Origin of the sequence: Borreliella afzelii (assembly GCF_014202295.1) — a bacterium.
GTDB lineage: Bacteria > Spirochaetota > Spirochaetia > Borreliales > Borreliaceae > Borreliella > Borreliella afzelii.
Map to the genome: position 1 here is coordinate 420,919 of NZ_JACHGM010000001.1, position 20,509 is coordinate 441,427.

The 20,509-nt window shown below is 27.2% G+C and carries 18 protein-coding genes, 4 tRNA genes and 1 other RNA gene; 10 read left to right on the plus strand and 13 right to left on the minus strand.

The annotated features are described in order from the left end of the window. Positions 1-72: 72 nt before the first annotated feature. From ffs to HNP63_RS01960, 3 genes are all read right to left on the minus strand, one after another. An RNA gene (gene ffs / locus HNP63_RS01950) (signal recognition particle sRNA small type) lies at positions 73-169 on the minus strand. Between the two features lie 3 nt (positions 170-172). Beyond that, a tRNA-Ser gene (locus tag HNP63_RS01955) sits at positions 173-259 on the minus strand. A 15-nt stretch (positions 260-274) separates the two neighbouring features. Next, positions 275-348: transfer RNA gene (locus tag HNP63_RS01960), tRNA-Arg, on the minus strand. A gap of 74 nt (positions 349-422) precedes the next feature. Here HNP63_RS01960 and HNP63_RS01965 point away from each other — a divergent pair. Beyond that, a complete protein-coding gene (locus HNP63_RS01965) occupies positions 423-1,130 on the plus strand; it encodes a hypothetical protein (protein ID WP_014486389.1) in 708 nt (235 codons plus the stop codon). 28 nt (positions 1,131-1,158) lie between these two features. Here HNP63_RS01965 and HNP63_RS01970 read toward each other — a convergent pair. The 4 genes from HNP63_RS01970 to HNP63_RS01985 form a co-directional block, all read right to left on the minus strand. Beyond that, a tRNA-Ser gene (locus HNP63_RS01970) sits at positions 1,159-1,245 on the minus strand. Positions 1,246-1,301: 56 nt separating this feature from the next. Beyond that, positions 1,302-1,391: transfer RNA gene (locus HNP63_RS01975), tRNA-Ser, on the minus strand. A gap of 64 nt (positions 1,392-1,455) precedes the next feature. Then, complete coding sequence (locus tag HNP63_RS01980; RefSeq protein WP_183227072.1) at positions 1,456-2,766, minus strand: tetratricopeptide repeat protein; 1,311 nt, start codon at positions 2,764-2,766, stop codon at positions 1,456-1,458. Then, the gene (locus HNP63_RS01985; RefSeq protein WP_011601040.1) at positions 2,759-4,276 is read right to left on the minus strand and encodes a fibronectin type III domain-containing protein; all 1,518 of its coding nucleotides are present in this window, start codon (positions 4,274-4,276) and stop codon (positions 2,759-2,761) included. The genes HNP63_RS01980 and HNP63_RS01985 overlap by 8 nt, the downstream gene beginning before the upstream one ends. A gap of 121 nt (positions 4,277-4,397) precedes the next feature. Here HNP63_RS01985 and uvrC point away from each other — a divergent pair, with 121 nt between their 5' ends. After that, on the plus strand, positions 4,398-6,194 hold the full coding sequence (gene uvrC / locus HNP63_RS01990) for an excinuclease ABC subunit UvrC (RefSeq protein ID WP_183227074.1): 1,797 nt from the start codon (positions 4,398-4,400) through the stop codon (positions 6,192-6,194). Positions 6,195-6,282: 88 nt separating this feature from the next. Here uvrC and HNP63_RS01995 read toward each other — a convergent pair whose 3' ends face one another. Together HNP63_RS01995 and holA are read right to left on the minus strand one after the other, a co-directional pair. Further along, a complete protein-coding gene (locus HNP63_RS01995) occupies positions 6,283-6,921 on the minus strand; it encodes a hypothetical protein (protein ID WP_183227076.1) in 639 nt (212 codons plus the stop codon). Between the two features lie 3 nt (positions 6,922-6,924). Next, positions 6,925-7,914 carry a DNA polymerase III subunit delta gene (gene holA, locus HNP63_RS02000; RefSeq protein ID WP_183227078.1) on the minus strand — a complete coding sequence of 330 codons (990 nt, stop codon included), beginning with the start codon at positions 7,912-7,914 and terminating at the stop codon, positions 6,925-6,927. 56 nt (positions 7,915-7,970) lie between these two features. Between holA and HNP63_RS02005 the strand changes: the two genes are divergently transcribed. Further along, the gene (locus HNP63_RS02005) at positions 7,971-9,119 is read left to right on the plus strand and encodes a lipid galactosyltransferase (protein WP_014486387.1); all 1,149 of its coding nucleotides are present in this window, start codon (positions 7,971-7,973) and stop codon (positions 9,117-9,119) included. Here HNP63_RS02005 and HNP63_RS02010 read toward each other — a convergent pair. Next, positions 9,116-9,958: a mechanosensitive ion channel family protein gene (locus HNP63_RS02010; RefSeq protein ID WP_183227080.1), complete on the minus strand. Its 843-nt coding sequence runs from the start codon at positions 9,956-9,958 to the stop codon at positions 9,116-9,118. The genes HNP63_RS02005 and HNP63_RS02010 overlap by 4 nt on opposite strands. Before the next feature lie 211 nt (positions 9,959-10,169). Between HNP63_RS02010 and HNP63_RS02015 the strand changes: the two genes are divergently transcribed. Genes HNP63_RS02015 through aspS form a run of 7 tightly spaced genes read left to right on the plus strand, consistent with a single transcriptional unit; the run spans position 10,170 to position 17,010 of the window. Further along, on the plus strand, positions 10,170-10,775 hold the full coding sequence (locus HNP63_RS02015; RefSeq protein ID WP_011601034.1) for a chromate transporter: 606 nt from the start codon (positions 10,170-10,172) through the stop codon (positions 10,773-10,775). Next, the gene (locus HNP63_RS02020) at positions 10,772-11,305 is read left to right on the plus strand and encodes a chromate transporter (RefSeq protein ID WP_004789743.1); all 534 of its coding nucleotides are present in this window, start codon (positions 10,772-10,774) and stop codon (positions 11,303-11,305) included. The genes HNP63_RS02015 and HNP63_RS02020 overlap by 4 nt, the downstream gene beginning before the upstream one ends. 2 nt (positions 11,306-11,307) lie before the next feature. Then, positions 11,308-12,567, plus strand: a complete 1,260-nt coding sequence (gene rpoN, locus HNP63_RS02025; RefSeq protein ID WP_004789527.1) for an RNA polymerase factor sigma-54 — start codon at positions 11,308-11,310, stop codon at positions 12,565-12,567. Beyond that, positions 12,557-12,850 (plus strand): HPF/RaiA family ribosome-associated protein, encoded by a 294-nt coding sequence (locus HNP63_RS02030; RefSeq protein ID WP_183227082.1) that lies wholly within the window; start codon positions 12,557-12,559, stop codon positions 12,848-12,850. Before rpoN ends, HNP63_RS02030 begins: the two co-directional genes overlap by 11 nt. Before the next feature lie 12 nt (positions 12,851-12,862). Then, positions 12,863-13,138: an HPr family phosphocarrier protein gene (locus HNP63_RS02035; protein ID WP_011601033.1), complete on the plus strand. Its 276-nt coding sequence runs from the start codon at positions 12,863-12,865 to the stop codon at positions 13,136-13,138. A gap of 2 nt (positions 13,139-13,140) precedes the next feature. Continuing rightward, the gene (locus HNP63_RS02040; protein ID WP_011601032.1) at positions 13,141-15,246 is read left to right on the plus strand and encodes a cation:proton antiporter domain-containing protein; all 2,106 of its coding nucleotides are present in this window, start codon (positions 13,141-13,143) and stop codon (positions 15,244-15,246) included. A 3-nt stretch (positions 15,247-15,249) separates the two neighbouring features. After that, entirely contained in the window at positions 15,250-17,010 is a 1,761-nt protein-coding gene (gene aspS, locus HNP63_RS02045; RefSeq protein WP_183227084.1) for an aspartate--tRNA ligase, read from the plus strand. Between the two features lie 405 nt (positions 17,011-17,415). Here the strand turns inward: aspS and fbaA are convergent, their stop codons facing one another. The 3 genes from fbaA to jag all read right to left on the minus strand — a co-directional run bounded on the left by fbaA (position 17,416) and on the right by jag (position 20,496). Then, positions 17,416-18,495, minus strand: a complete 1,080-nt coding sequence (fbaA, locus tag HNP63_RS02050) for a class II fructose-bisphosphate aldolase (RefSeq protein ID WP_004789487.1) — start codon at positions 18,493-18,495, stop codon at positions 17,416-17,418. Positions 18,496-18,656: 161 nt separating this feature from the next. Next, positions 18,657-19,724, minus strand: a complete 1,068-nt coding sequence (locus tag HNP63_RS02055; RefSeq protein WP_183227086.1) for an NAD-dependent epimerase — start codon at positions 19,722-19,724, stop codon at positions 18,657-18,659. Positions 19,725-19,767: 43 nt separating this feature from the next. Next, a complete protein-coding gene (jag, locus tag HNP63_RS02060; protein ID WP_011601029.1) occupies positions 19,768-20,496 on the minus strand; it encodes an RNA-binding cell elongation regulator Jag/EloR in 729 nt (242 codons plus the stop codon). Positions 20,497-20,509: the final 13 nt, after the last annotated feature.

A 20,509-nucleotide genomic window follows, 5' to 3' on the forward strand; every position in this document is an offset into this window, starting at 1 on the left:
AAGGTTGAAAGTTTTAAAAAGATAAATCCATATCTTAACATAAAGTAAAGCATTGCATTTTGGCTCAAAATTAAACCTAAGACTTGCGTACTCACCAAAAAAATCGCCTACCGCTGCTACCTTCCAGTCCTGACGGGGTTTGGCAACACTTGATAGTACGGGTCCTAGGAATCGGAGAGAATGGGATTCGAACCCATGATACATTTTACCGTATACACGCTTTCCAAGCGTGCGCCTTAAGCCACTCGGCCATCTCTCCAAATCAATATAATTCCGTGTCCAAGAGGACTTGAACCTCCGACCTTAAGAATCGCAATCTAACGCTCTATCCAACTGAGCTATGGACACAAATAATTAATTTTTATTGTAATAAAAATTACTATTTATTACAATAAAAACATTCAATGGAAAATGGAGAAGTTGTGAAAACTAAAATAATCATTTTTCTTTTAATATTATCTATATTATCATGCTCTAAATCAGTCTCAAATGAAGTTAATTCTGAATTCATAATTAAAACTAAAAATATCAAAGCAAAAGAAATACTAAAAAACAAGAATATTCTCCACATAGATGCAAAAATTCCTTTTATGAAAAATGCAAACTTTGAATTTGAAAATTTTATAAAAAAATGGAAAAAAGACATCGAAAATAAAATATCAAAACCCGAAAATACAAACAATGAATATTTTTATTTTTCCAGCTTTACAATATTTAAAAATGAAAATATTGGAATTACATCCATTTTATATAAAGAATCCTTAAAAGAAAATGAATCTAACACTTTTTTAAAATATTACTCTTTAAACCTAAAAGGAAACAAAAAAATAGAAATTTCAGAAATAATATCAAAAGATCAACTAGACTCTCTAATAAACGTATTAAAAGAACAGGTAAAAAGTAAGATTATAGATTTTAACGTCAAAGATAAATACAATCTAAACGAATTGGAAAAAAAATTCACAACAATCTTTCCAAGATATAAATATTACTTTAAAAATAACCAAATTATAATTTTTTACAGTCCATTCTTAATTGATTGTAATGAATGCGATAAAATTGAATTTCAATTCCCTTTGCACGAAAACACAGAAAATGGATATCGGCCCAATAAAACCCCGCGCTCTTAATCTTATGCTTAAATCAAATAAACAATTACGGAGAGGGTGAGATTCGAACTCACGGTAGGCTTACACCTACAACGGTTTTCAAGACCGTAGCATTAAACCACTCTGCCACCTCTCCAGAGTTAAAACAAATTTTAATAAATAAAATACGCACTGTCAAGATTTAAATAATTACGGAGAGAATGGGATTCGAACCCATGGTCCCCTTTTTAAAAGGACAACTTCTTAGCAGGAAGCCCCATTCGGCCACTCTGGCATCTCTCCTACAGTATTAATACATATTATCTTATAGAGATATTATTATTGTCAACTAAATAAATTATAAATATTAGTAATTTATTCTAAACTCTTTGTAAGCTTCTATCAAGTTTTGAAAATCTCTAATAGAAATGTCAACTTCAGAACAAATCAATTCTTCATGCAAGAGCTCTTGAATCATTTTTTCCTCATTATTGCTGAATTTTAACTCAATACACTCATCTTTAATTCTCCAAATATATGTATTTACTCTTATATTGTGATCAAAAACAAAAATAGGATCTCTCAAATTTAAAGAATTATCAATAAAAAATAAATACTCCAAATACCAATTGGTTCTTAAAGAGACTGCAAATTCTTCAAGCAGATTTTCAATCAACATATCCTCGCTAGACTCAAGTAATTTTAAAAATTTTAAATAAGGCTCTGGATTAAGCTCACAAAGTTTTTTCATATAAAAATAGGCATCCTCAAGATCACGATTTCTAAGAAAAAATAAGGTTGCATAAAAATACACCAAATCTAGGTTAGAATAATCATTAATAATTCTCTCAATAGCCTTTTTGGGAGAAAATTTTAAAAGCTCAATTGTTGCAATGTGCATATTATAAATTGTATAAATATTTGAAAAATTCAAAATGGCTTTAACGTAAGACATTGTGGCTTGAGTCATGTTGCCTATTTTATGAAAAATAGTTGCCCTATTGTGCCAAATATACTTAGAATAATGAGAATCAGTTAAAAATTTTTCAGAAAGCCTAATTGCCCTGCTTATTTCCCCAATAGAATAAAAATAATACATTAAATAATTAACAACAAGAGCAAGATTGGCATCAAAAAAAATTTTGTCTGCTTTTAAAAAGCTTGCTGTTTCAAGAGATTCGCTATTTTTTAAAATCCAAATATTAAGCTTAACTAGAGAATTGTTTTGATCCAAATCTCTAGCCTCGAAAAATAATTTCGAGGCCTTGTCTTTATTCCCTAACATTTCAAATAAGACAGCACTATTGTTTAAAGCTTGTATAAAATCAGATTTTTGCTCTCTAGCCTTTAAAAAACAGCTTAACGCAAGTTTATATTCTCTTAAATTGAAATAAAAAACACCCAAATTATAATTCTCAAAAGGGCCTAGATCATCTTTATTTTTTTCAACTTTCCCATAATCCATAAGCTTAACTAAAAAATTGTATTCACTCAAAATAACAGGATAAGTATTTAACACATATAAAAGAGCCTTATAATCCTTTTTCTTAAAATAAATAAGTGCTTTAAGTGCAAGAGAATCAAAATTTTCATCAAAAACATCTAAATTATCAAGAGAATTTTTAAAGTCACCATTTTTATAAAAATTTAAAGCTTTCTCAAAACTAAAGTTATTCATATTTTTTAAAAATCTCCATGGGCCTTACAGAAATTTCCTTTGAGAAAGAAGTCTTATTAACGCTTTTGTCTAAATTGTAAGCAGCAATACTAATATAATAAAGCCTTCCATCTTCAAGTCCTGTAATCTTGAAAGAAGTTTGATTTCCAACATCAATAGGAGAAGTTAAAACACCACTGGTTTTTCCATGATAATTGCCAGAAGCAACACCGATATAAATATAATATCCTTCAACACTACTATTAACAACAGGAATCCACTCAATAAAAACTTCTCTAGAGCCTGGAATAACTTTTGTTATCACAGGAGGAAATGGAGCTGCTTCGGGAACATAAGTGATCGACATACTATAAAGAGAAGGACTGCTTACAGAATCCCCACTAGGATAAAATTCAACTTTTATTTGAATATATTTTGATATCTTTGAATCTGGAAAATCTTTTTTAGGATCAAAATGAATCCAAGCCCCAGTTAAATTTTTCTTAATATTCCCATAGCTATCTGTATCATAAAATACCTTATTATCTAATCTATAATAATAAACAATCTCTGTATCCTTAGGAACATTAGAATCAACATCAAAAGACAATATTTGAGAATAATATTTAGAAAGCTTGATAGGCTCTGTAATAATGTATCCCATATTCTTTGAAAAAAAAGCATTACTAACTTCTTCAAAGCTTTTATGTATTTCCAAATTCTCAACAGCACCGGTAAAATAAGTTCCTAGGGTAAAATCAATAAAATTGCCAATACTTAATAAATATCCTGATCCTTCCTTCTTGTCATCTGTTACATACTCTATTGCTTGAGGTTTAGAGTCTATCAAATATTCAAGTATGCCGTCCCTTTGCCTATATCTTAAAGTATGTAAATGCCATTTCTTTGGAATAAAATCGTCATTACTTTTCATTCTAATTTTGATAGGATTTTTATTATCTTTTAAAAATACATTGTTTAAAACCCAAACAAAATTTCCCTCATCACTTTCTAATCTAATAGACTGATCTACCCACAAATTATTAATATTTTTATAACCATCCCAACTAAAAATAATTTCTCCTGTAACAGAAGTCGTTCGATACACCCAAAACTTAATAGTAAAATCAGAAACAGTATTACCTGAGAAAAAGAATGCTTTTTTTGTTAATGGTTTAAACTTAACAGAATTTTGATTTGAATAAAAAATTAAAGAGCCGTTAGAGACATTACGAAATTCATTTGAAACTCTCAAACTTTTTGCACTAACTAAATAGTTTGAAGATGTATCTTTTAATTTATTATCCCTTCCTATTTCTAAGCGTAAATCAATATTATTTAAATCTAAAACAGCTTTGTATCTATCTAAATAAATACCAAGCAAACCCCTCACATCCCTTTCAAAAGTAATATTGCTAGAATCTTGAATAAATTTAAAATTTTTTTTTGAATCAAGTATCAACTTTAATTCTTGAGATAAAAGACTAGAAAAGCACAAAAAAAATAGCAAGAGCATTAAAATTAATCTCATTTTTGACCTTTTATTTGTTATTATTTATATTTTTAAATACCTCAAAACATAAAACAAACTGTCTTATGTTACAATATTATATCATAAGATGATTTCTAAAATCTAAAAACTACCTAACAGTATGAAAGAAAACCTAACAAGTTTATTCGAAAAAGTAATAAAATTACCAACCACAAGCGGTTGCTATAAAATGCTAAATGAAAATAAAAAAATACTCTATATTGGAAAAGCAAAAAATCTAAGATCAAGAATAAAAAGTTATTTTTTAGAAAAAAAAAGTCACAAAATCAAAATATTAATGAAAAATGTAAAATCAATAGAAGTTATTACAACAAACAGCGAATACGAAGCATTGCTTTTAGAATGCAATCTAATCAAAACTCACAAACCTGATTACAATGTAAAATTAAAAGACGGGAAAGGTTATCCCATGGTAAGGATAACTCATGAAAAATATCCAAGGATTTTCAAAACTAGAAAAATAATTAACGACCAAAGCGAATATTTTGGACCATTTACCAATGTGAAAAAATTAGACCAAGTACTAGATTTTATTAACAAAACATTTAAGATTAGAAAATGTAAAAAAAAATCCAATACTCCTTGTCTATATTACCATATGGGACAGTGCCTTGGAGTATGCTTTAAAGAAAACCTTGAAAAAGAATATCAAGAAGAACTAGATAAAGCAAAATCCATACTAAACGGAAATATATCCGAAATATTAAGCCAAATTGACATTAAATTAAAACTTGCCGTACAAAAAGAAGATTTTGAAAACGCCATTAAATTAAAAGAAATTAAAAGTTCTTTAATAGAGATTAATCAAATCCAAATCGTTACAAAAACCAATAATTTAAACACAGACTATGTATATGTTCATCCAGGAGAAAATGTAAATACAATAATAGTATTAAAATATAGAAATGGAAAATTAGTTGAAAGAGATGCAAACTTTGATGAGAGCATATGCAAAAAAAATGAGTTGATTTTACAATTTTTAATTCAATACTACACATCTATTAATATGATAGTACCCGACAAAATTCATATCTTTCTCAAAGATATCGACACTAAAAATGCTGAAAAGCTAATAAATGAGATTAAAAATACAAAAACAGAAATTATTTACAAAGAAACAGAAGAAATTTTAAAAATAATGGAAATGGCCATATCTAATGCTGAATTATCTTTAAGAGAATATGAAAATAAAAACAACAAAGCGCTTGAGAGTTTGAAAATTTTTTTAGAAATGGATAAACTTCCCAAAATAATTGAGGGGTTTGACATTGCCCATCTTAAAGGTCAAGAAACGGTAGCCTCTATGGTTACTTTTAAAATGGGAATACCCTTTAAAGAGAACTACAAGCTTTACAAGCTAAACTCACTATTAAAAGGAGAAATTGACGACGTTAAAGCAATAAAAGAAGTAATCTTAAGAAGATATTCAGAAATAATCAATAAAAATTTAGAACTACCAAATTTAATTTTAATTGATGGGGGGAAAGGACAATTAAATGCTGCTTTTTCTATCTTAAAAGGCTTAAAAATAGAAAACAAAGTCAAAGTCTGTTCGCTGGCAAAAAAACACGAAACAATATTCTTGACAACCAACAAAAAAGGAATAAATCTACCTCAAGGACATCCTGCTCTCAGGATACTGCAAAATGTAAGAGATGAAGCACACAGAAAAGCTAACGGATTTAACAAAAAAAGAAGAGAAAAAATAACCCTATTGTATACAAAAATAAATGGAATTGGAGAAAAAACAGCCCAAAAAATATTAAAATCAATTGGAACCTATAAAGATATATTACCTTTAAGTGAAAATGAAATTTCAGAAAAAATCAAAGTAAATATTCGGCTTGCAAAAAGAATAAAAGAATTTGCAATAAAAGAAACCTCAATAAAAACATAATCACGACAAATAAATTTTAAATTCAATTGAAATTTTATATAACTTCTAAATTAACGATAAGATTACAAAATTTTAAACTGGATTATTATTAATTTATATTTTTTAAAATATAAACACTATTTGAAATTCCAGGCGATAAAACTAAAAAAAGATCATTAATAAGCTTGTTTCTAACTTGAATATTTGAAACATCCCCCAAAAGTTCTATTTTATATCCTTTAGAAGAATTCTTGACTACTTTAAAAAAATGAACAACCTCGGTGTAATCACAATTGCTCAACTCTCCAATAACTTTATTTATTAAATTATCAAATATTTTTTTACGCTCTTTTTTTTCTAAATTTTTAATCTTTGAAGATCTTCCTTCAATTTTATTTAATTTAGCAAAAAATTTTTCTATCCCGTTTTGAAAGTTAATATTTTTAATAATAACTTTAAATTCAAAGCCCTTAGAAATATTTTTTTTATCTACTATTTCATATCTTAGATTATTAAAAAACAAAGGATAAAAAATAAAATCGTCTTTTGCTTGAGATTTTAACCCAAAAATCTTTGCTCTTAGATCATCATCACTTGGAATATTTAAATGGTCAAAAAATATTTCAGGACTACTTTGAAAATTTTTAATAGAATCAAGAAACTCTATTAAAACAATTTCCGCTAATCTAGATTCAGACCTACAAGATAAAAAACAAAACAATACAATCCAACTTAATTTTTGCCTCATACATTAAAAATTAAATTTTGATTCCGAGAAGCAATGCATTAAAAAATTATTATTAAGCTTTAAGATTGAAAATATTAAAAAATATGACAAATTTTGATGAATATTTTTAGAATAAATTCTCAAATATAAATCAAACTTATATAAAATTTTCAAAACAATTTTTATTTCTGAAATTGAATAATTTTTAACCCCTACTCTATAAATTTTATTTAATGAAAAAAAGATTTTATTTTTATTCAATGCACTCTGCAAGCTTCCAAATACATTATAATCTATTTGCACCTTTAATAATCTTTTAAATTGCCAAATAAGACTCATCAAAACATTAAGCAAATCTTCTCCCTGATCCAAAATAGACTTAATCTTTATCAAAGAATGAGCCATATCTTTTCTTAAAATTGAATTAAATAAAGAAAAAGTGTTTTCAAAACGAACAAAACTAATCCAAGAAGTTATATCTTCCTCATCAATAATGTTATTCTTGGCAAAAAGCGCAAAAGAATCTATATAAAATTTCAAAATTTTAGTATCTGAATTTAACATTAAAAGCATTAAATTTATTGCAGAATCTGTAATTTTAATATTAAGATTAGAAAAATTTCTTTTTACAAATGTAAATTTGTCATCATCAGAAATTTCATAAAAAACTTTTTTTATAAACTTAAGCTTATTTTTAAAATCAATATTACATGTATTACTATTAGAAACAAAAATAACAGTTTTATTGCTAGACTTTAAAATTGCATTACATACTAGTTCTAAATCTTTTCCTGCTTTTAAAAGTTCAGACTCATAAACAATAAAAATTTCTTTTTCTGAAAAAAAAGACCTAGAAAACAGTTTTTCAACAAATCCCACAACTGAGATTTCTGACAAAAAAATTTTAGTAACTGAAACTTTTGATTTAAAAGCATCCATCTTGATTAAAAGCTCTTTCAAATAAGCTTCTTTTAAACCTTGCTCACTGCCTAACAATAAATAAACCACTTGCATCAAAGTAAATTATAATCCAAGTACCAAATATATTATACTTAAGCTAGGAGGAGAATATGAAAGTTGCAATATTTACAGATACGTATATCCCAGAAAAAAATGGAGTAGCAACGTCAATAAAGCAAATTAAAGAAGGATTTGAAAAAAATGGTTATGAAGTGTACATATTTTGTCCAAAATCCAAAAAATCTTTAAACGAAAAAAACGTTTACAGATGCTCATCTATTCAAATAAATAAAAAACTAGATGCTGTAATAGCTTTTCCCAACAAAAGAAAAATATTTAAAATAATACAAAGCTATAAACCAGACATCATTCATACTCACTCCGAGTTTTCTATGGGAAAAATTGGAAAACAAATTGCATTAAAACAAAACATACCAATAGTTCACACAAGCCATACAATGTGGGATTATTATTTGCATTACTTAGGAATTTTTAAATACTTTATTAAACCCGACAAAATGATGCAAAAACATTATAATAAAATAAAACATTTTATTTACCCATCAAGCAAAGCAAAAGAGAGATATTTTCAACTATCAAATAATTCTAACTATAGAATAATTCCAAATGGCGTTGATAGAAAGCTTTTCATAAAAACTCTAAGCAAAGAAAAAAAAGATGAAATTTTAAAAAAGCATAATATAAAGCAAACAGACAAAATAATCATATTTGTTGGAAGAATAAATAAAGAAAAAAACATAAATTTATTAGTAATACATTTAAAAGACCTTTTAATACAAAATAAAAATTATAAACTTATCATTATTGGCAAAGGAAGTGAAGAAAAGGAAATAAAAAATTTTAGCATCAAACATGGACTTGAAAAACAAATATTGCTAATAGGAACAATTCCGTGGGAAGAAATATGCTATTACTATAAAATTTCTGATATCTTTGCTAGTCTATCAAGAAGCGAAGTATATCCAATGACAGTAATAGAAGCATTAACCGCTGGGATACCTGCTATTTTAATAAATGATTTTATATATAAAGACGTAATAAAAGAAGGGATAAATGGATTCTTAATAAAAAAGTACGAAAACTTATCTCAGTACATAGACAAAGTAATAAAAGATGATAAAACACTAAAAATATTTAAACAAAATGCGAAAAAATACTCTACTAAATTTTCAAGTCATTTTTTTACAAAAAAAATTGAAAATTATTACTCAGAAATTATTGCAAGAAAAAATCATTAATATAATTTATCAAAAGGTATAAAACAAATTGGAAACTTAATTTTCATATCTAATAAAACACTTTGAATAGACTCACCAATAAAATATTTAAAATCCCAAAAAGCCTCTGTATTGACAAAAAATCGAACCTGCACGATTATATAACAAGGGGTATATTTTTCAACAATAAGAGTAGGAAAACAAGCCTCAACATTAAATTTCTCATTATTGAAAATCATTAAATCCTCTATTTTATCTTTTAATAAACCAATATTTGTATCATGGGGGACTTGAAAAGAAAACACAACTCTTCTTCTAGGATTTGCTGAAAAATTAACAACAAAATTGGATGTAAGCTTACTGTTTGGAATTTTAACAATTGCTTCGTTAAATGTTTTAAGTGTAGTAAAAAAGATTTGGACATTCTCAACCAAGCCTTCAACATCGCCACATTTAATATGATCTCCACACTTAAAAAACTTAGAATTCAAAACAATAAATCCACTAACAAAATTAGATAAAATGCCTTGAGCAGCAAGCCCAATAGCAAGCCCTAATGATCCAAATACAGCAATAATAGATGTTGTAGGCACCCCAAGATATGGCAATATTATTAAAACAATAACAAAATCTGTAAATATTTTGAAAAAAGATTTTAAAAAATTGAAAACTGTAGCCTCTAACTTCTCCTCTAATTTAGACTTTTCCAAAGTCTTAAATAAGATTTTTCCAATTTTCTTAACTATTAACTTTAAAAAATACCACAGCGCTATAGCAATCGAAACTTTCAAGCCATAACCTATCATACTCTCAAGAATATGATTAAAATAATCTTTAAATATGAAAAACTCCTTAAACAAACTAAACTTTCCTTCTAAGCTTTACATAAATTAATTGAATTATATCACAAAAACAAAACAAACCTTTCCAATAGAAAACCTCTAGTTAAAACAATATATCAATGTTTTAAAGCTACAATAAAGCATGTTTTCATCATCACTGTTCAACAACAAAATACACATTACAAGAACATTTGTGGTAAAATTAGTATGCTAAAGATTTTTACTAAATTTGACAAAACAAATGCATAAAAAGAAGCAAAAAAAAATATATGAAATTCTGGACTTGTTTTTACTTGTCTTTAAAACAACAACTCTTACAATTGGCGGAGGATTAATAATTATATCTGAGCTTAAAAAAATACTTGTTAAAAAAAGAAAAATAATATCAGAAGACGATTTTAACAAAATATTAGCAACATCAAATGTTATTCCTGGGGTTACAGCAGTTAATTTTGTGTTTCTAATAGGAAGAAAATTTGGGGGTTTCCCATGCGCACTTTTACTCGTTGTTGCCGGAATTTTACCTTCCATTATTGCAATAATAATGGTTTTCCTTTACCTGGAATTAATGCCAGATAGCATATATGTTAAAAAATTTCTAGAAGGTGCAAAAATATCTTCAATTATCATAATGTTAACAGTTGTTTTAAAATTTTCAAAAAAAATGTTAAATAATTCTATAATAAAATGGACAATATGTTTTCTTGTAATTTTTGCAATTTTTAAATTAAAAATAAGAATATCATATATTCTGCTAATATTCTTTTTAATATACACATTAAAATATATAACAATAAAAAAAATATTAACTAAACAGAAAAAGGATAGAAGTTGATTTTAATAAATTTATTAATTACATTTTTAAAAATCGGATTATTAAATTTCGGAGGTGGCAATGGAATTGCAGCAATAATAAACAATGAAATAATTAATAATAAACACTGGATAACAAAAGAAGAATTTGTCAATATGATTACAATATCAAGAATAACCCCCGGACCTATTGCCACAAACATAGCAACATACGTTGGAATGAAAACTGCAGGAATTGCGGGGGCAATAATTGCTACTGTAGCATTAATAACAGCTCCAATAATAATAATGGTTATAATCCTCCTAATGCTACACAAAATCGGCTTTTTAAGTTATTGTCTAGAAAATCTAAAACCTATTATTGTTGCACTGTGGATAATTACAATAATCATTTTGCTCGAAAACACATATTTAAAGATAGAAAACGACAAAACAGAGTTTTTAAGAACATTGACTATTGTGGGAATTAATTTTTTTATTTTATTTTTTTATAATAAAATAGGCCCAGCATTAATAATTATACTTAGCGGTTTTTTTTATACATTAATATAAATATGATTAAACAAAAATTAAAATTATCTCAAAATTTAAACTCAATTCAAATACAAACAATAAAATTATTAAGTCTTAATAAAAAAGAATTAACACAGCTTATATTAGAAGAAATCGAAAATAACGAATGCCTAAAAATAGACTCAAATAAAATATTTTTTGAAACATTAAAAACATATAGATTTAAAAAGGTTTTTTATAAAGAAGATAATATGATAAAAAATCAACACGACATAGCGCTTGAAAAAACACAAACAAACATTTCTTTAAAAGAACACCTTTTGCTACAATTAAGAATTCAAAGAATAAACGAAGATGAACTTAAAATAGGTGAAATATTAATAAACAATCTAAACAACAAAGGCTTTCATATAATAAACCCTTACGATCTTTTTAAAAAGGAAGAAAAAGAAAAAGTAAAAAAAATAATTGAACTTATTCAAAAATTTGATCCAATAGGAATTTGTGTCCCCAATATAATAGAATCGTTAATTTTACAAGCAAAGCATCATAAATTAGAAAGTAATATTATTAAAATTCTTGAAAAAGCAGAACTTCTTGAAAAAACTCAAGAAAAGTTAAAAGAAGAGCTCAAAATAAGAAGTAAAGAATTTAACACAGCTTTAGAAATTATAAGACAAAAGCTCAATCCCAACCCAACATTCGAATTTAAAGACCCAGAAGACACTAATTTTTATGTTGATCCAGATATATTAATAATAAACCACAATAACAAATTTAAGATTAAAATCAAAGAAGTTAACATCTTTAAAAAAGAACTTAAAAGAACAAATGAAAATCCTCAAAAACAAAAAAAAGCAAAATGGTTAATCGAATCATTGAGATATAGAGACGAAATACTTGCAAAAATAGGAATAGCTATATACACATTGCAAAAAGAATTTTTAAGAAGAGGTTTTAAAAGCTTAAGACCAATGAACTTGAGCATTTTGTCAGAAAAAATCAATGTATCAAAATCAACAATATCAAGAGCAATAAAAAATAAATATTTAAAATGCGAATGGGGTACCATATTAATCAAAGAGCTCTTTAGCTCTGTTGGTGGAGCAAAAACAAATGAATTTTCAAAATTAAGCATTAAAATAACGGTAAAAAAGTTGCTAGAAGTAAATAAAAAGATGTCAGATAAAGCAATTTCTGCTATACTAAAATCCAAAGGAATCTCTATTTCTAGAAGAACAGTAAACAAGTATAGAAATGAATTGAAATCTGAGAAAGGAAGAATATATTATGGAACCTAAAATTCAAGCAGTTAATTATAACTTAAATGAGAGTGAAAAAATTTTTATTCTCAAAAAGCTAGAAAAATTTGATACTCATATCAAAAAACATGTAGAAAATTTAAAAATTACAATCAAAAAAGAACATGAACTTTTTGAATTCGACGCACATATTCACTTTAATTGGGGGAAAAGAATACATATAAGAGAAGCTGGAAAAATACTTCTCACCCTTATTGATAGCGCAATAGGAACACTTTACAAAACAGCAACTAAAGAAAAAGAAAAGAAAAACAACAAATAAGATAAGTAAAAAATGCAAGAAGTAGAAATTGAGATAATAAATAAAGATGGGATACATTCAAGATCAGCAAACATCATTTCTGAATTCGCAAATAAACACTCTTCGTGTGATATAAAAATAACAACAAAAGATGGTAGAAAAGCTGACGCAAAGTCTACAATCGAAATTATCATATTAGGAATAGTATACAAAGAAAAAGTAAAAATAACTGTCATCGGGAAAAAAGAAAAACTGACAATTAAAAATTTGTTAAACTTACTAAAATATAATTTTTTAAAAGAGCTTTAAAAATGAACAAAAAAATTTTTTACATAACAATATTGCTGCACTTACCTAATATTCTATTTTCATACTCAACAAAAGATGACATTGAGACAACAATGTCATCTTTTGTTATGAGTCTGGCAATCATTGTAATCTCATCTATTTCGCTAGGCAATCTAGTAGCAAAAATAGGGATTCCAAAAGTAATAGGACAAATAACAGCGGGAATCATTCTAAGTCCAAATGCCTTTGGAAAAATTCAAATACCTTTATTATTCCCATTAGGAATAACTCAAATTGGAGAAAATTATTTAATAAATGAAAAAATATTTGCAATCTCTACCATAGCTTCAATAATATTACTTTTCACGGCAGGACTTGAAACTGACTTAAAATTGTTTATCAAATTTTTGCCACGCGGAGGAATTATTGGAATAACAGAAGTTATTGGCACCTTCACAAGTTTTGTATTAATGGCCAGCATAATTTTTAATGTGCCTCTGATAAGTCCAACCTCGCTTTTTATTGGAATAATTGGAACTCCAACATCAGCAGGAATCGCAGCAAGTATACTCTCTGCAAAGAAAAAAATGAGCACTTCAGAGGGAGTAACAATAATCTCAACTTCGATTATTGATGATGTGCTTTCAATGCTTATGCTTACAAGTGTAATAACTATATCAAGATCTATATCAGATCTTGATATAGCAAGCTCAATTAAAAGCATAATTCAAAACATAGTAATTTGGCTATGCTTAACTTTCTTTTTAATATATATATCAGAGACACTCTCAAGACTGTTGAAAAAATTAAACAGCGTTACATTGGCAACCGTAATAACACTCTCTCTAGCCCTTACTATTTCAAGTATTTTTCAAAATCTAGGAATGTCTTTTGTTGTTGGAGCTTATGTATTTGGACTTGCTATGTCAAAAACAGATATTGTATATGTAATTCAAGACAAACTAACAATCTTTGAAAGATTTTTTATCCCAATCTTTTTTACATCAATTGGACTTATGTCAGATATTAACGAAATACTCTCAAAAGAAGTTCTCATTTTAGGATTGGCAATTAGCGCAATAGCAATACTTACTAAAAGCATATTTTGCTTTATTCCAGCACTCTTTTTGGGATTTAATAAACTTGGAGCCTTAAAAATTGCAGTAGGAATGGTCCCAAGAGGAGAAGTTTCACTTATTATGGCAAATGTAGCATTATCTTCAGGATTTATTAGCCAAAAAATATTTGGAATCATAATAATAATGGTATTTTTACCAACAATAGTTGCAACACCCATAATAAACTTTTTATTCAAAATAAATAAAAGCGGACTTAAAAAAGAACTCCCAATAGATCAAAATACACACATATGCGTATCATTTGAATATGACAATTTAGCCAAAATTCTTGTGTGGGACTTGAAAAACGAGTTAAGAAAAGAAGGATTTTTCACACAACAGATTAAAAATGATTCTTCACAATATATTAATGCAAGAAAAAATAATATATCCTTTTCAATAAAAAGAGAAGGCAGTAAAATCACATTCGAATGCCCAAATAATCACTTAATTATAATGCAAGACCTTTTTAGAGAAACAATCTTAAACCTAGAAAAAATAACCAAAGAAGTTGAAACAATCTCTTTAAGAACAAAAAAACTAGATTACTCAATAAATTATGATAAAATCCTTAGTAATATCAAGCTAAATAAAAGAATAAAAAAGGAAAATATTATTCTAGAATTAAAAGCAAGCAATAAGGCGGATGTTCTAAGAGAACTTTTAAGCGTAATAAACATTGAAATTGACAAAGAAAGAATATTCCAAGATTTAATGGAAAGAGAAAAATTAATTACTACCGCACTAAAAGAAGGTTTTGCTATTCCTCATTTAAAAACAAATTTAATCTCAAAAATACATATTGCAATAGGAATAAGCCATGAAGGGATTGACTTTAATGCTCTTGACAAGAATTTAAGCCATGTTTTTATATTAATATTGTGCCCAGCAAAAGATTATGTTAGCTACCCCAGAATTTTAGCATCTGTTGTAGGCAAAGTTGATCTATATAAAAAAGAAATTTTAAATGCAAAAACAGATAAAGAAATTTATAATATAATAGTGAGTTGAATTATGTTTAAAGTTATTAAATGTAATGAATTAAATGAAAAATTGATAAACAAAAAAGTTGAAATAAATGCTTGGGTAAAAAAAATTAGACACCACGGAAAATTTACCTTTCTAGACATAAGAGACAGATATGAAAAAGCTCAAGTTCTGATAACTGAAGAACACCTTCTAAAGATAGTAGAAAAAATAAAACTTGAATATTGCATTAAAATTCAAGGATTATTGATTAAAAGGCCTTCCAACATGATAAATGCAAATATGACAACAGGATATTTTGAAATATTGGCAAAAAATATTGAAATTATCTCAAAGTGTAATGAATTGCCATTTATGATAGAAGATGACAATAATGCAAGTGAAAACTCAAAACTTAAATATAGATACTTAGATTTAAGAAGAGATTCATTGAAAAATAAAATCATTTTAAGATGCCAAGCTACTCATCTAATTAGAAATTTTTTAGTAAAAAGAAAATTTTTAGAACTAGAAACTCCAACTTTTGTAAAATCAACACCAGAAGGCGCAAGAGACTTTGTAATCCCATCAAGGATTCATAAAGGATCTTTTTATGCTTTACCCCAATCTCCACAACTTTATAAACAACTTATAATGATAGCAGGATTTGATAAATACTTTCAAATAGCCCGTTGCTATAGAGATGAAGATTCAAGAGGAGATAGACAGCCGGAATTCACTCAGCTCGATCTCGAAATGAGTTTTGTCAAAAAAGAAAATATTTTTAAATTAATAGAAAATATGCTTTTTTCAATATTTAAAAATTGCCTTAATATTAAATTATCTAAAAAATTCAAAAAAATAACATACAAAACGGCAATGAACAAATATGGAAGCGATAAACCAGATACTAGATTTGAACTTACATTACAAGATATAAGTCACAATCTAAAAAATTCAGAATTCAATGTATTTAAAGATATTCTAAACAATAAAGGTTCAATTAAAACTTTGATAGTAAAAGATAAAGCTGATACGTTTTCAAGAGCAAAAATAAATAATTTAGAAGAAATTGCAAAGCTTTACAAAACACAAGGACTTTATTTCACAAAAATTGAAAACAATAAATTTTCTGGAGGAATTGCAAAATTTTTAAAAACAGAAGAACAGCAATTAATAAAAGCCTATTCTCTAGAAAATAATGACATAATTTTCTTTATAGCTAATAACAAATGGGAAATTGCTTGCAAAGCAATGGGTCAAATTAGAATAAAAATTGCAAACGATCTTGGACTAATAGATGAAAATAAATTTGAATTTCTATGGGTCTACGACTTTCCACTATTTGAATATGATGAAAATACAAAAACTTATATACCAGCTCACCACATGTTCTCGATTCCCAAAAAGCGATATATTTCTAATTTAGAAAAAAATCCAAACAAAGCTATAGGAGAAATTTACGATCTTGTTTTAAATGGCGTAGAACTTGGTTCAGGTTCAATTAGAATACATAACAAAGAACTTCAACAAAGAATTTTTAACATAATAGGATTTCAAAAAGAAAAATCAGAAGATAGATTTGGATTTTTTCTAAAAGCATTAGAATATGGAGCTCCCAATCATGGCGGCATTGCAATTGGTATTGATAGACTAATAATGCTAATGACAAAATCAACTTCAATAAAAGATGTAATACTATTTCCCAAAAATTCTTTTGCAGCAAGTCCTCTTGACAACTCCCCTTCTAAAATCTCAAATGAACAACTCAAAGAACTGGGAATCAATATTGCTGCAGATGATACTTAAATTCACAATATAACTATACTGCACGCCTTTGAAATTATAAAAATTAGTTAATCTCATATTCCTTAGGATTTTTCAATAGTATATCCTCTTTTAAAGAATTAAATCTCAAAGCTAAAGTTTAATTTTCACAAACAATAAACGCTATAAAAAACACATAAAGTCAATTCAAAGAAAAATGCTTTTTTTTAAAATTTAGAAAAAATCTTAATTACCTCCTTATTCAATCAAAACAGCCTCATAAACATAGCATTTAAAAATCATTTAAAAATAAATTTGGATTTTATTCAAATTCTTAAAAAGATATCAAATTAATCAATAATTTTACAATTCAATATCTTAAACATAACAAATAATAAAAAAGCCGCTCAAAAAGCAGCTTGTAAATAAAAATTAATGAATTTTTATTTAATTCCTATTAATATTATTAAGATTTTTGCATGCAATCTTCACACGATCTTTCATGGAAACTTCAGCTTCTCTTAACCAAACTCTTGGATCGTAAAATTTCTTATTTGGAATATCAATATTCTTGCCATCTCCTAATTGACCTTGCAAACGATTTTCATTTTTTTTGTAATAATTTAAAACACCTTCCCAAGCAGCCCACTGTGTATCTGTATCAATATTCATCTTTACAACCCCATAAGAAAGTGCCTCATTAATCTCATCAATTGTAGACCCAGAACCCCCATGAAAAACATAAGAAACTGGCTTGCTAATATTTACTCCTGTTTTTGATATAACATAATCTTGGCCATCCTTTAACACTCTTGGGGTAAGCTTAACATTCCCCGGTTTATATACTCCATGAACATTTCCAAAAGCTGCTGCAATCTGAAAATTTGGACTAATCTTTAAAAGCTCTGAATATCCATAATAAATATCCTCTGGAGTCGAAAATAGTTCATGCGAAGCTCTATCCGAATTATCAACTCCATCTTCTTCTCCACCTGTAATTCCAAGCTCTATTTCTAAAAACATTTCAATTTTTGCCATTCTTTCTAAGAATTTTTTAGAAATTTCAATATTTTCTTTAATAGGCTCTTCTGACAAATCTAACATATGTGAAGAAAATAATGGCCTTTTGTGCTGACTATAGTATTTTTCACCATACTCTAAAAGTCCTTCAACCCAAGGAAGCAAATTTTTAGCACAATGATCAGTATGAAGAACAACAGGAACACCATAATGCTCTGCCATCAAATGCACATGCATAGCACCAGAAATAGCTCCAGCTATTGAAACTCCTTGTGGTTTTTCCATCTTCAATCCTTTCCCACAAATAAAAGCAGAACCACTATTGGAAAATTGTATCATAATAGGAGAATTAATTTCCTTTGCTGCCTCCAAAACTGCATTAATAGAATTTGTTCCTATACAATTAATAGAAGGAATAGCAAATCCTTCATTTTTACATATTTCATATAAAGAATGCAGTTCTTTTCCATAAACTACACCTGGTTTAATCTTGTCTAAAACGCCCATTTATAGCACTCCTTTCTAATTTTATTTTTTCTTTTATCAAATGCCTACAATAAATTATACACCTAAGAAGTGGAATTGAATTTAAATCAATCAATAATTATTGAACCAAAGCAAACATAAATTTATTAAAAATCTATCATTTTGAATAAAAAAATTTAAAATCAAACTTTCTTAGTAGTCTCTAACATTTTATACCACTGTGAAAATTCTTTTATTCCTTCTTTAATAGAAATTTTAGCCTCATAGCCCACATCATTTTTAAGCTTTAAAATATCACAACAACTTTCCACAACATCTGCTTTTTGCATAGGCATATAATTTTTTAAAGCCTTTTTATCAAAATTTGCCTCAAGCTCTTCAATGAAATCCAACAATTTAGTTGCATGTCCAGTTCCTATATTATATATTCTATAAGGGAAAGAAGACGTTGACGAATTTGGATTTTTAACGTCAAAATTACAATCGCTTCTAGCCGGATTTTTTAACACTTTGTAAACACCGTTTGCAATATCACTTACATATGTAAAATCTCTAGCCATATTTCCATTGTTAAAAATATTAATGGACTCACCGTTTTTAATTCCATCTGAAAATAAATATAAAGCCATATCGGGTCTTCCATAGGTTCCATAAACTGTAAAAAACCTAAGCCCTGTTGTAGGAATATTAAAAGATGCACTATAAGCATGAGCTATCATCTCATTAGATTTTTTGCTAGCTGCATATAAATTTAAAGGGTGATCCGTACTAGAATCTTCATTAGACGGAATATTCTCATTTATGCCATAAACCGATGACGTTGAAGCATAAACAAAATGCTTGATATTTTCTTTGTAAACTCTACACACATCTAAAACGTTAAAAAACCCAACAATATTTATTGAAACATAGTTATCAGGATTTTCAAGACTATCCCTAATGCCCGCTTGAGCAGCTAAATGACAAACATGTGTAAACTTATACTCTTTAAAAAGTTCTAGTAGTTTATCTTTATTTAATATATCAAGATAAGCAAAAGATAAATTATTATATTTTTCACTCTTAATAATCTTATCGGTTTTAACATCCTTAGAACAAAAACCCAAAGCCTCTAATCTTTCATGCTTAAATTTGAGATCATAATAATCATTTAATATATCTATACCTAAAACTTCATGCCCTTTTTCTACAAGTTTTTTGGCTACATGAAATCCAATAAACCCTGCAATTCCAGTTAAAAAAATCTTCATATTATTATTCCTTTAAAACTCAATACAAACTAACACTATCAATCTATTTTTTAAACCCAAGATCTCTTTTTTGATAACTTCGAAAGTTATTGCTGCCAAATCTATTATTTCTGACATAAGAAACCCTTATTCTTTTTATATTTCCATCACCCTCGCTTTCAGTTTTTATATCACTATAACGATTTAAAGTTGTATGAATAATTCTTCTTTCAAAAGGATTCATTGATGGCAACAAAATAGAACGCCTGGTTCTTTTGACTTTATGAAAAGAATTTATTGCTAAATTAATAAACCTGGATTTAAATCGCTCTCTATAATCTCCAATATCCAATATAACCCTATTAAAGGCACCAGTTTCACCAATAAGCCTAGAGGTATAAACATTTGTCAAAAGCTGTAAAGAATCTAAATTTTTACCCTCTCGTCCAATCAAAATATTTGGACTATCTGTCTCAATAGAAATCTTAACATACCCTTCTTCTTTAAGTTCTATTGTTAAGTTTACAGTATATCCCATTTTAATTAGCATTTCTTTTACAAATTCTAAGATTTTATCACAAATTTCATCCCCAATTTGAATTTCAAAACTACCTTTTTTAACTTCCTTTACATGAGGAGAAACCCTTATTTTAATCATTTCTTTCTTAAATAAAAATCCAACCCTTTCTTTGTCTAAAATTTCTACATCAAACTCACCCTCTTTTAATTCTAGATCTCTCATTGCTTTCTTTATTGCTTCTTGTTCGGTTTTTCCGTAAAATTCATAGCTCATATTATTCCCCCTT

Excerpts from the sequence above, each read along its gene's own strand:
- HNP63_RS01980 (WP_183227072.1), bottom strand. The coding sequence starts at position 2,766 with ATGAATAACTTTAGTTTTGAGAAAGCTTTAAATTTTTATAAAAATGGT.
- HNP63_RS01985 (WP_011601040.1), bottom strand. The coding sequence starts at position 4,276 with ATGAGATTAATTTTAATGCTCTTGCTATTTTTTTTGTGCTTTTCTAGT.
- uvrC (WP_183227074.1), top strand. The coding sequence starts at position 4,398 with ATGAAAGAAAACCTAACAAGTTTATTCGAAAAAGTAATAAAATTACCA.
- HNP63_RS01995 (WP_183227076.1), bottom strand. The coding sequence starts at position 6,921 with ATGAGGCAAAAATTAAGTTGGATTGTATTGTTTTGTTTTTTATCTTGT.
- holA (WP_183227078.1), bottom strand. The coding sequence starts at position 7,914 with ATGCAAGTGGTTTATTTATTGTTAGGCAGTGAGCAAGGTTTAAAAGAA.
- HNP63_RS02005 (WP_014486387.1), top strand. The coding sequence starts at position 7,971 with ATGAAAGTTGCAATATTTACAGATACGTATATCCCAGAAAAAAATGGA.
- rpoN (WP_004789527.1), top strand. The coding sequence starts at position 11,308 with ATGATTAAACAAAAATTAAAATTATCTCAAAATTTAAACTCAATTCAA.
- HNP63_RS02030 (WP_183227082.1), top strand. The coding sequence starts at position 12,557 with ATGGAACCTAAAATTCAAGCAGTTAATTATAACTTAAATGAGAGTGAA.
- HNP63_RS02035 (WP_011601033.1), top strand. The coding sequence starts at position 12,863 with ATGCAAGAAGTAGAAATTGAGATAATAAATAAAGATGGGATACATTCA.
- HNP63_RS02040 (WP_011601032.1), top strand. The coding sequence starts at position 13,141 with ATGAACAAAAAAATTTTTTACATAACAATATTGCTGCACTTACCTAAT.
- aspS (WP_183227084.1), top strand. The coding sequence starts at position 15,250 with ATGTTTAAAGTTATTAAATGTAATGAATTAAATGAAAAATTGATAAAC.
- fbaA (WP_004789487.1), bottom strand. The coding sequence starts at position 18,495 with ATGGGCGTTTTAGACAAGATTAAACCAGGTGTAGTTTATGGAAAAGAA.
- HNP63_RS02055 (WP_183227086.1), bottom strand. The coding sequence starts at position 19,724 with ATGAAGATTTTTTTAACTGGAATTGCAGGGTTTATTGGATTTCATGTA.
- jag (WP_011601029.1), bottom strand. The coding sequence starts at position 20,496 with ATGAGCTATGAATTTTACGGAAAAACCGAACAAGAAGCAATAAAGAAA.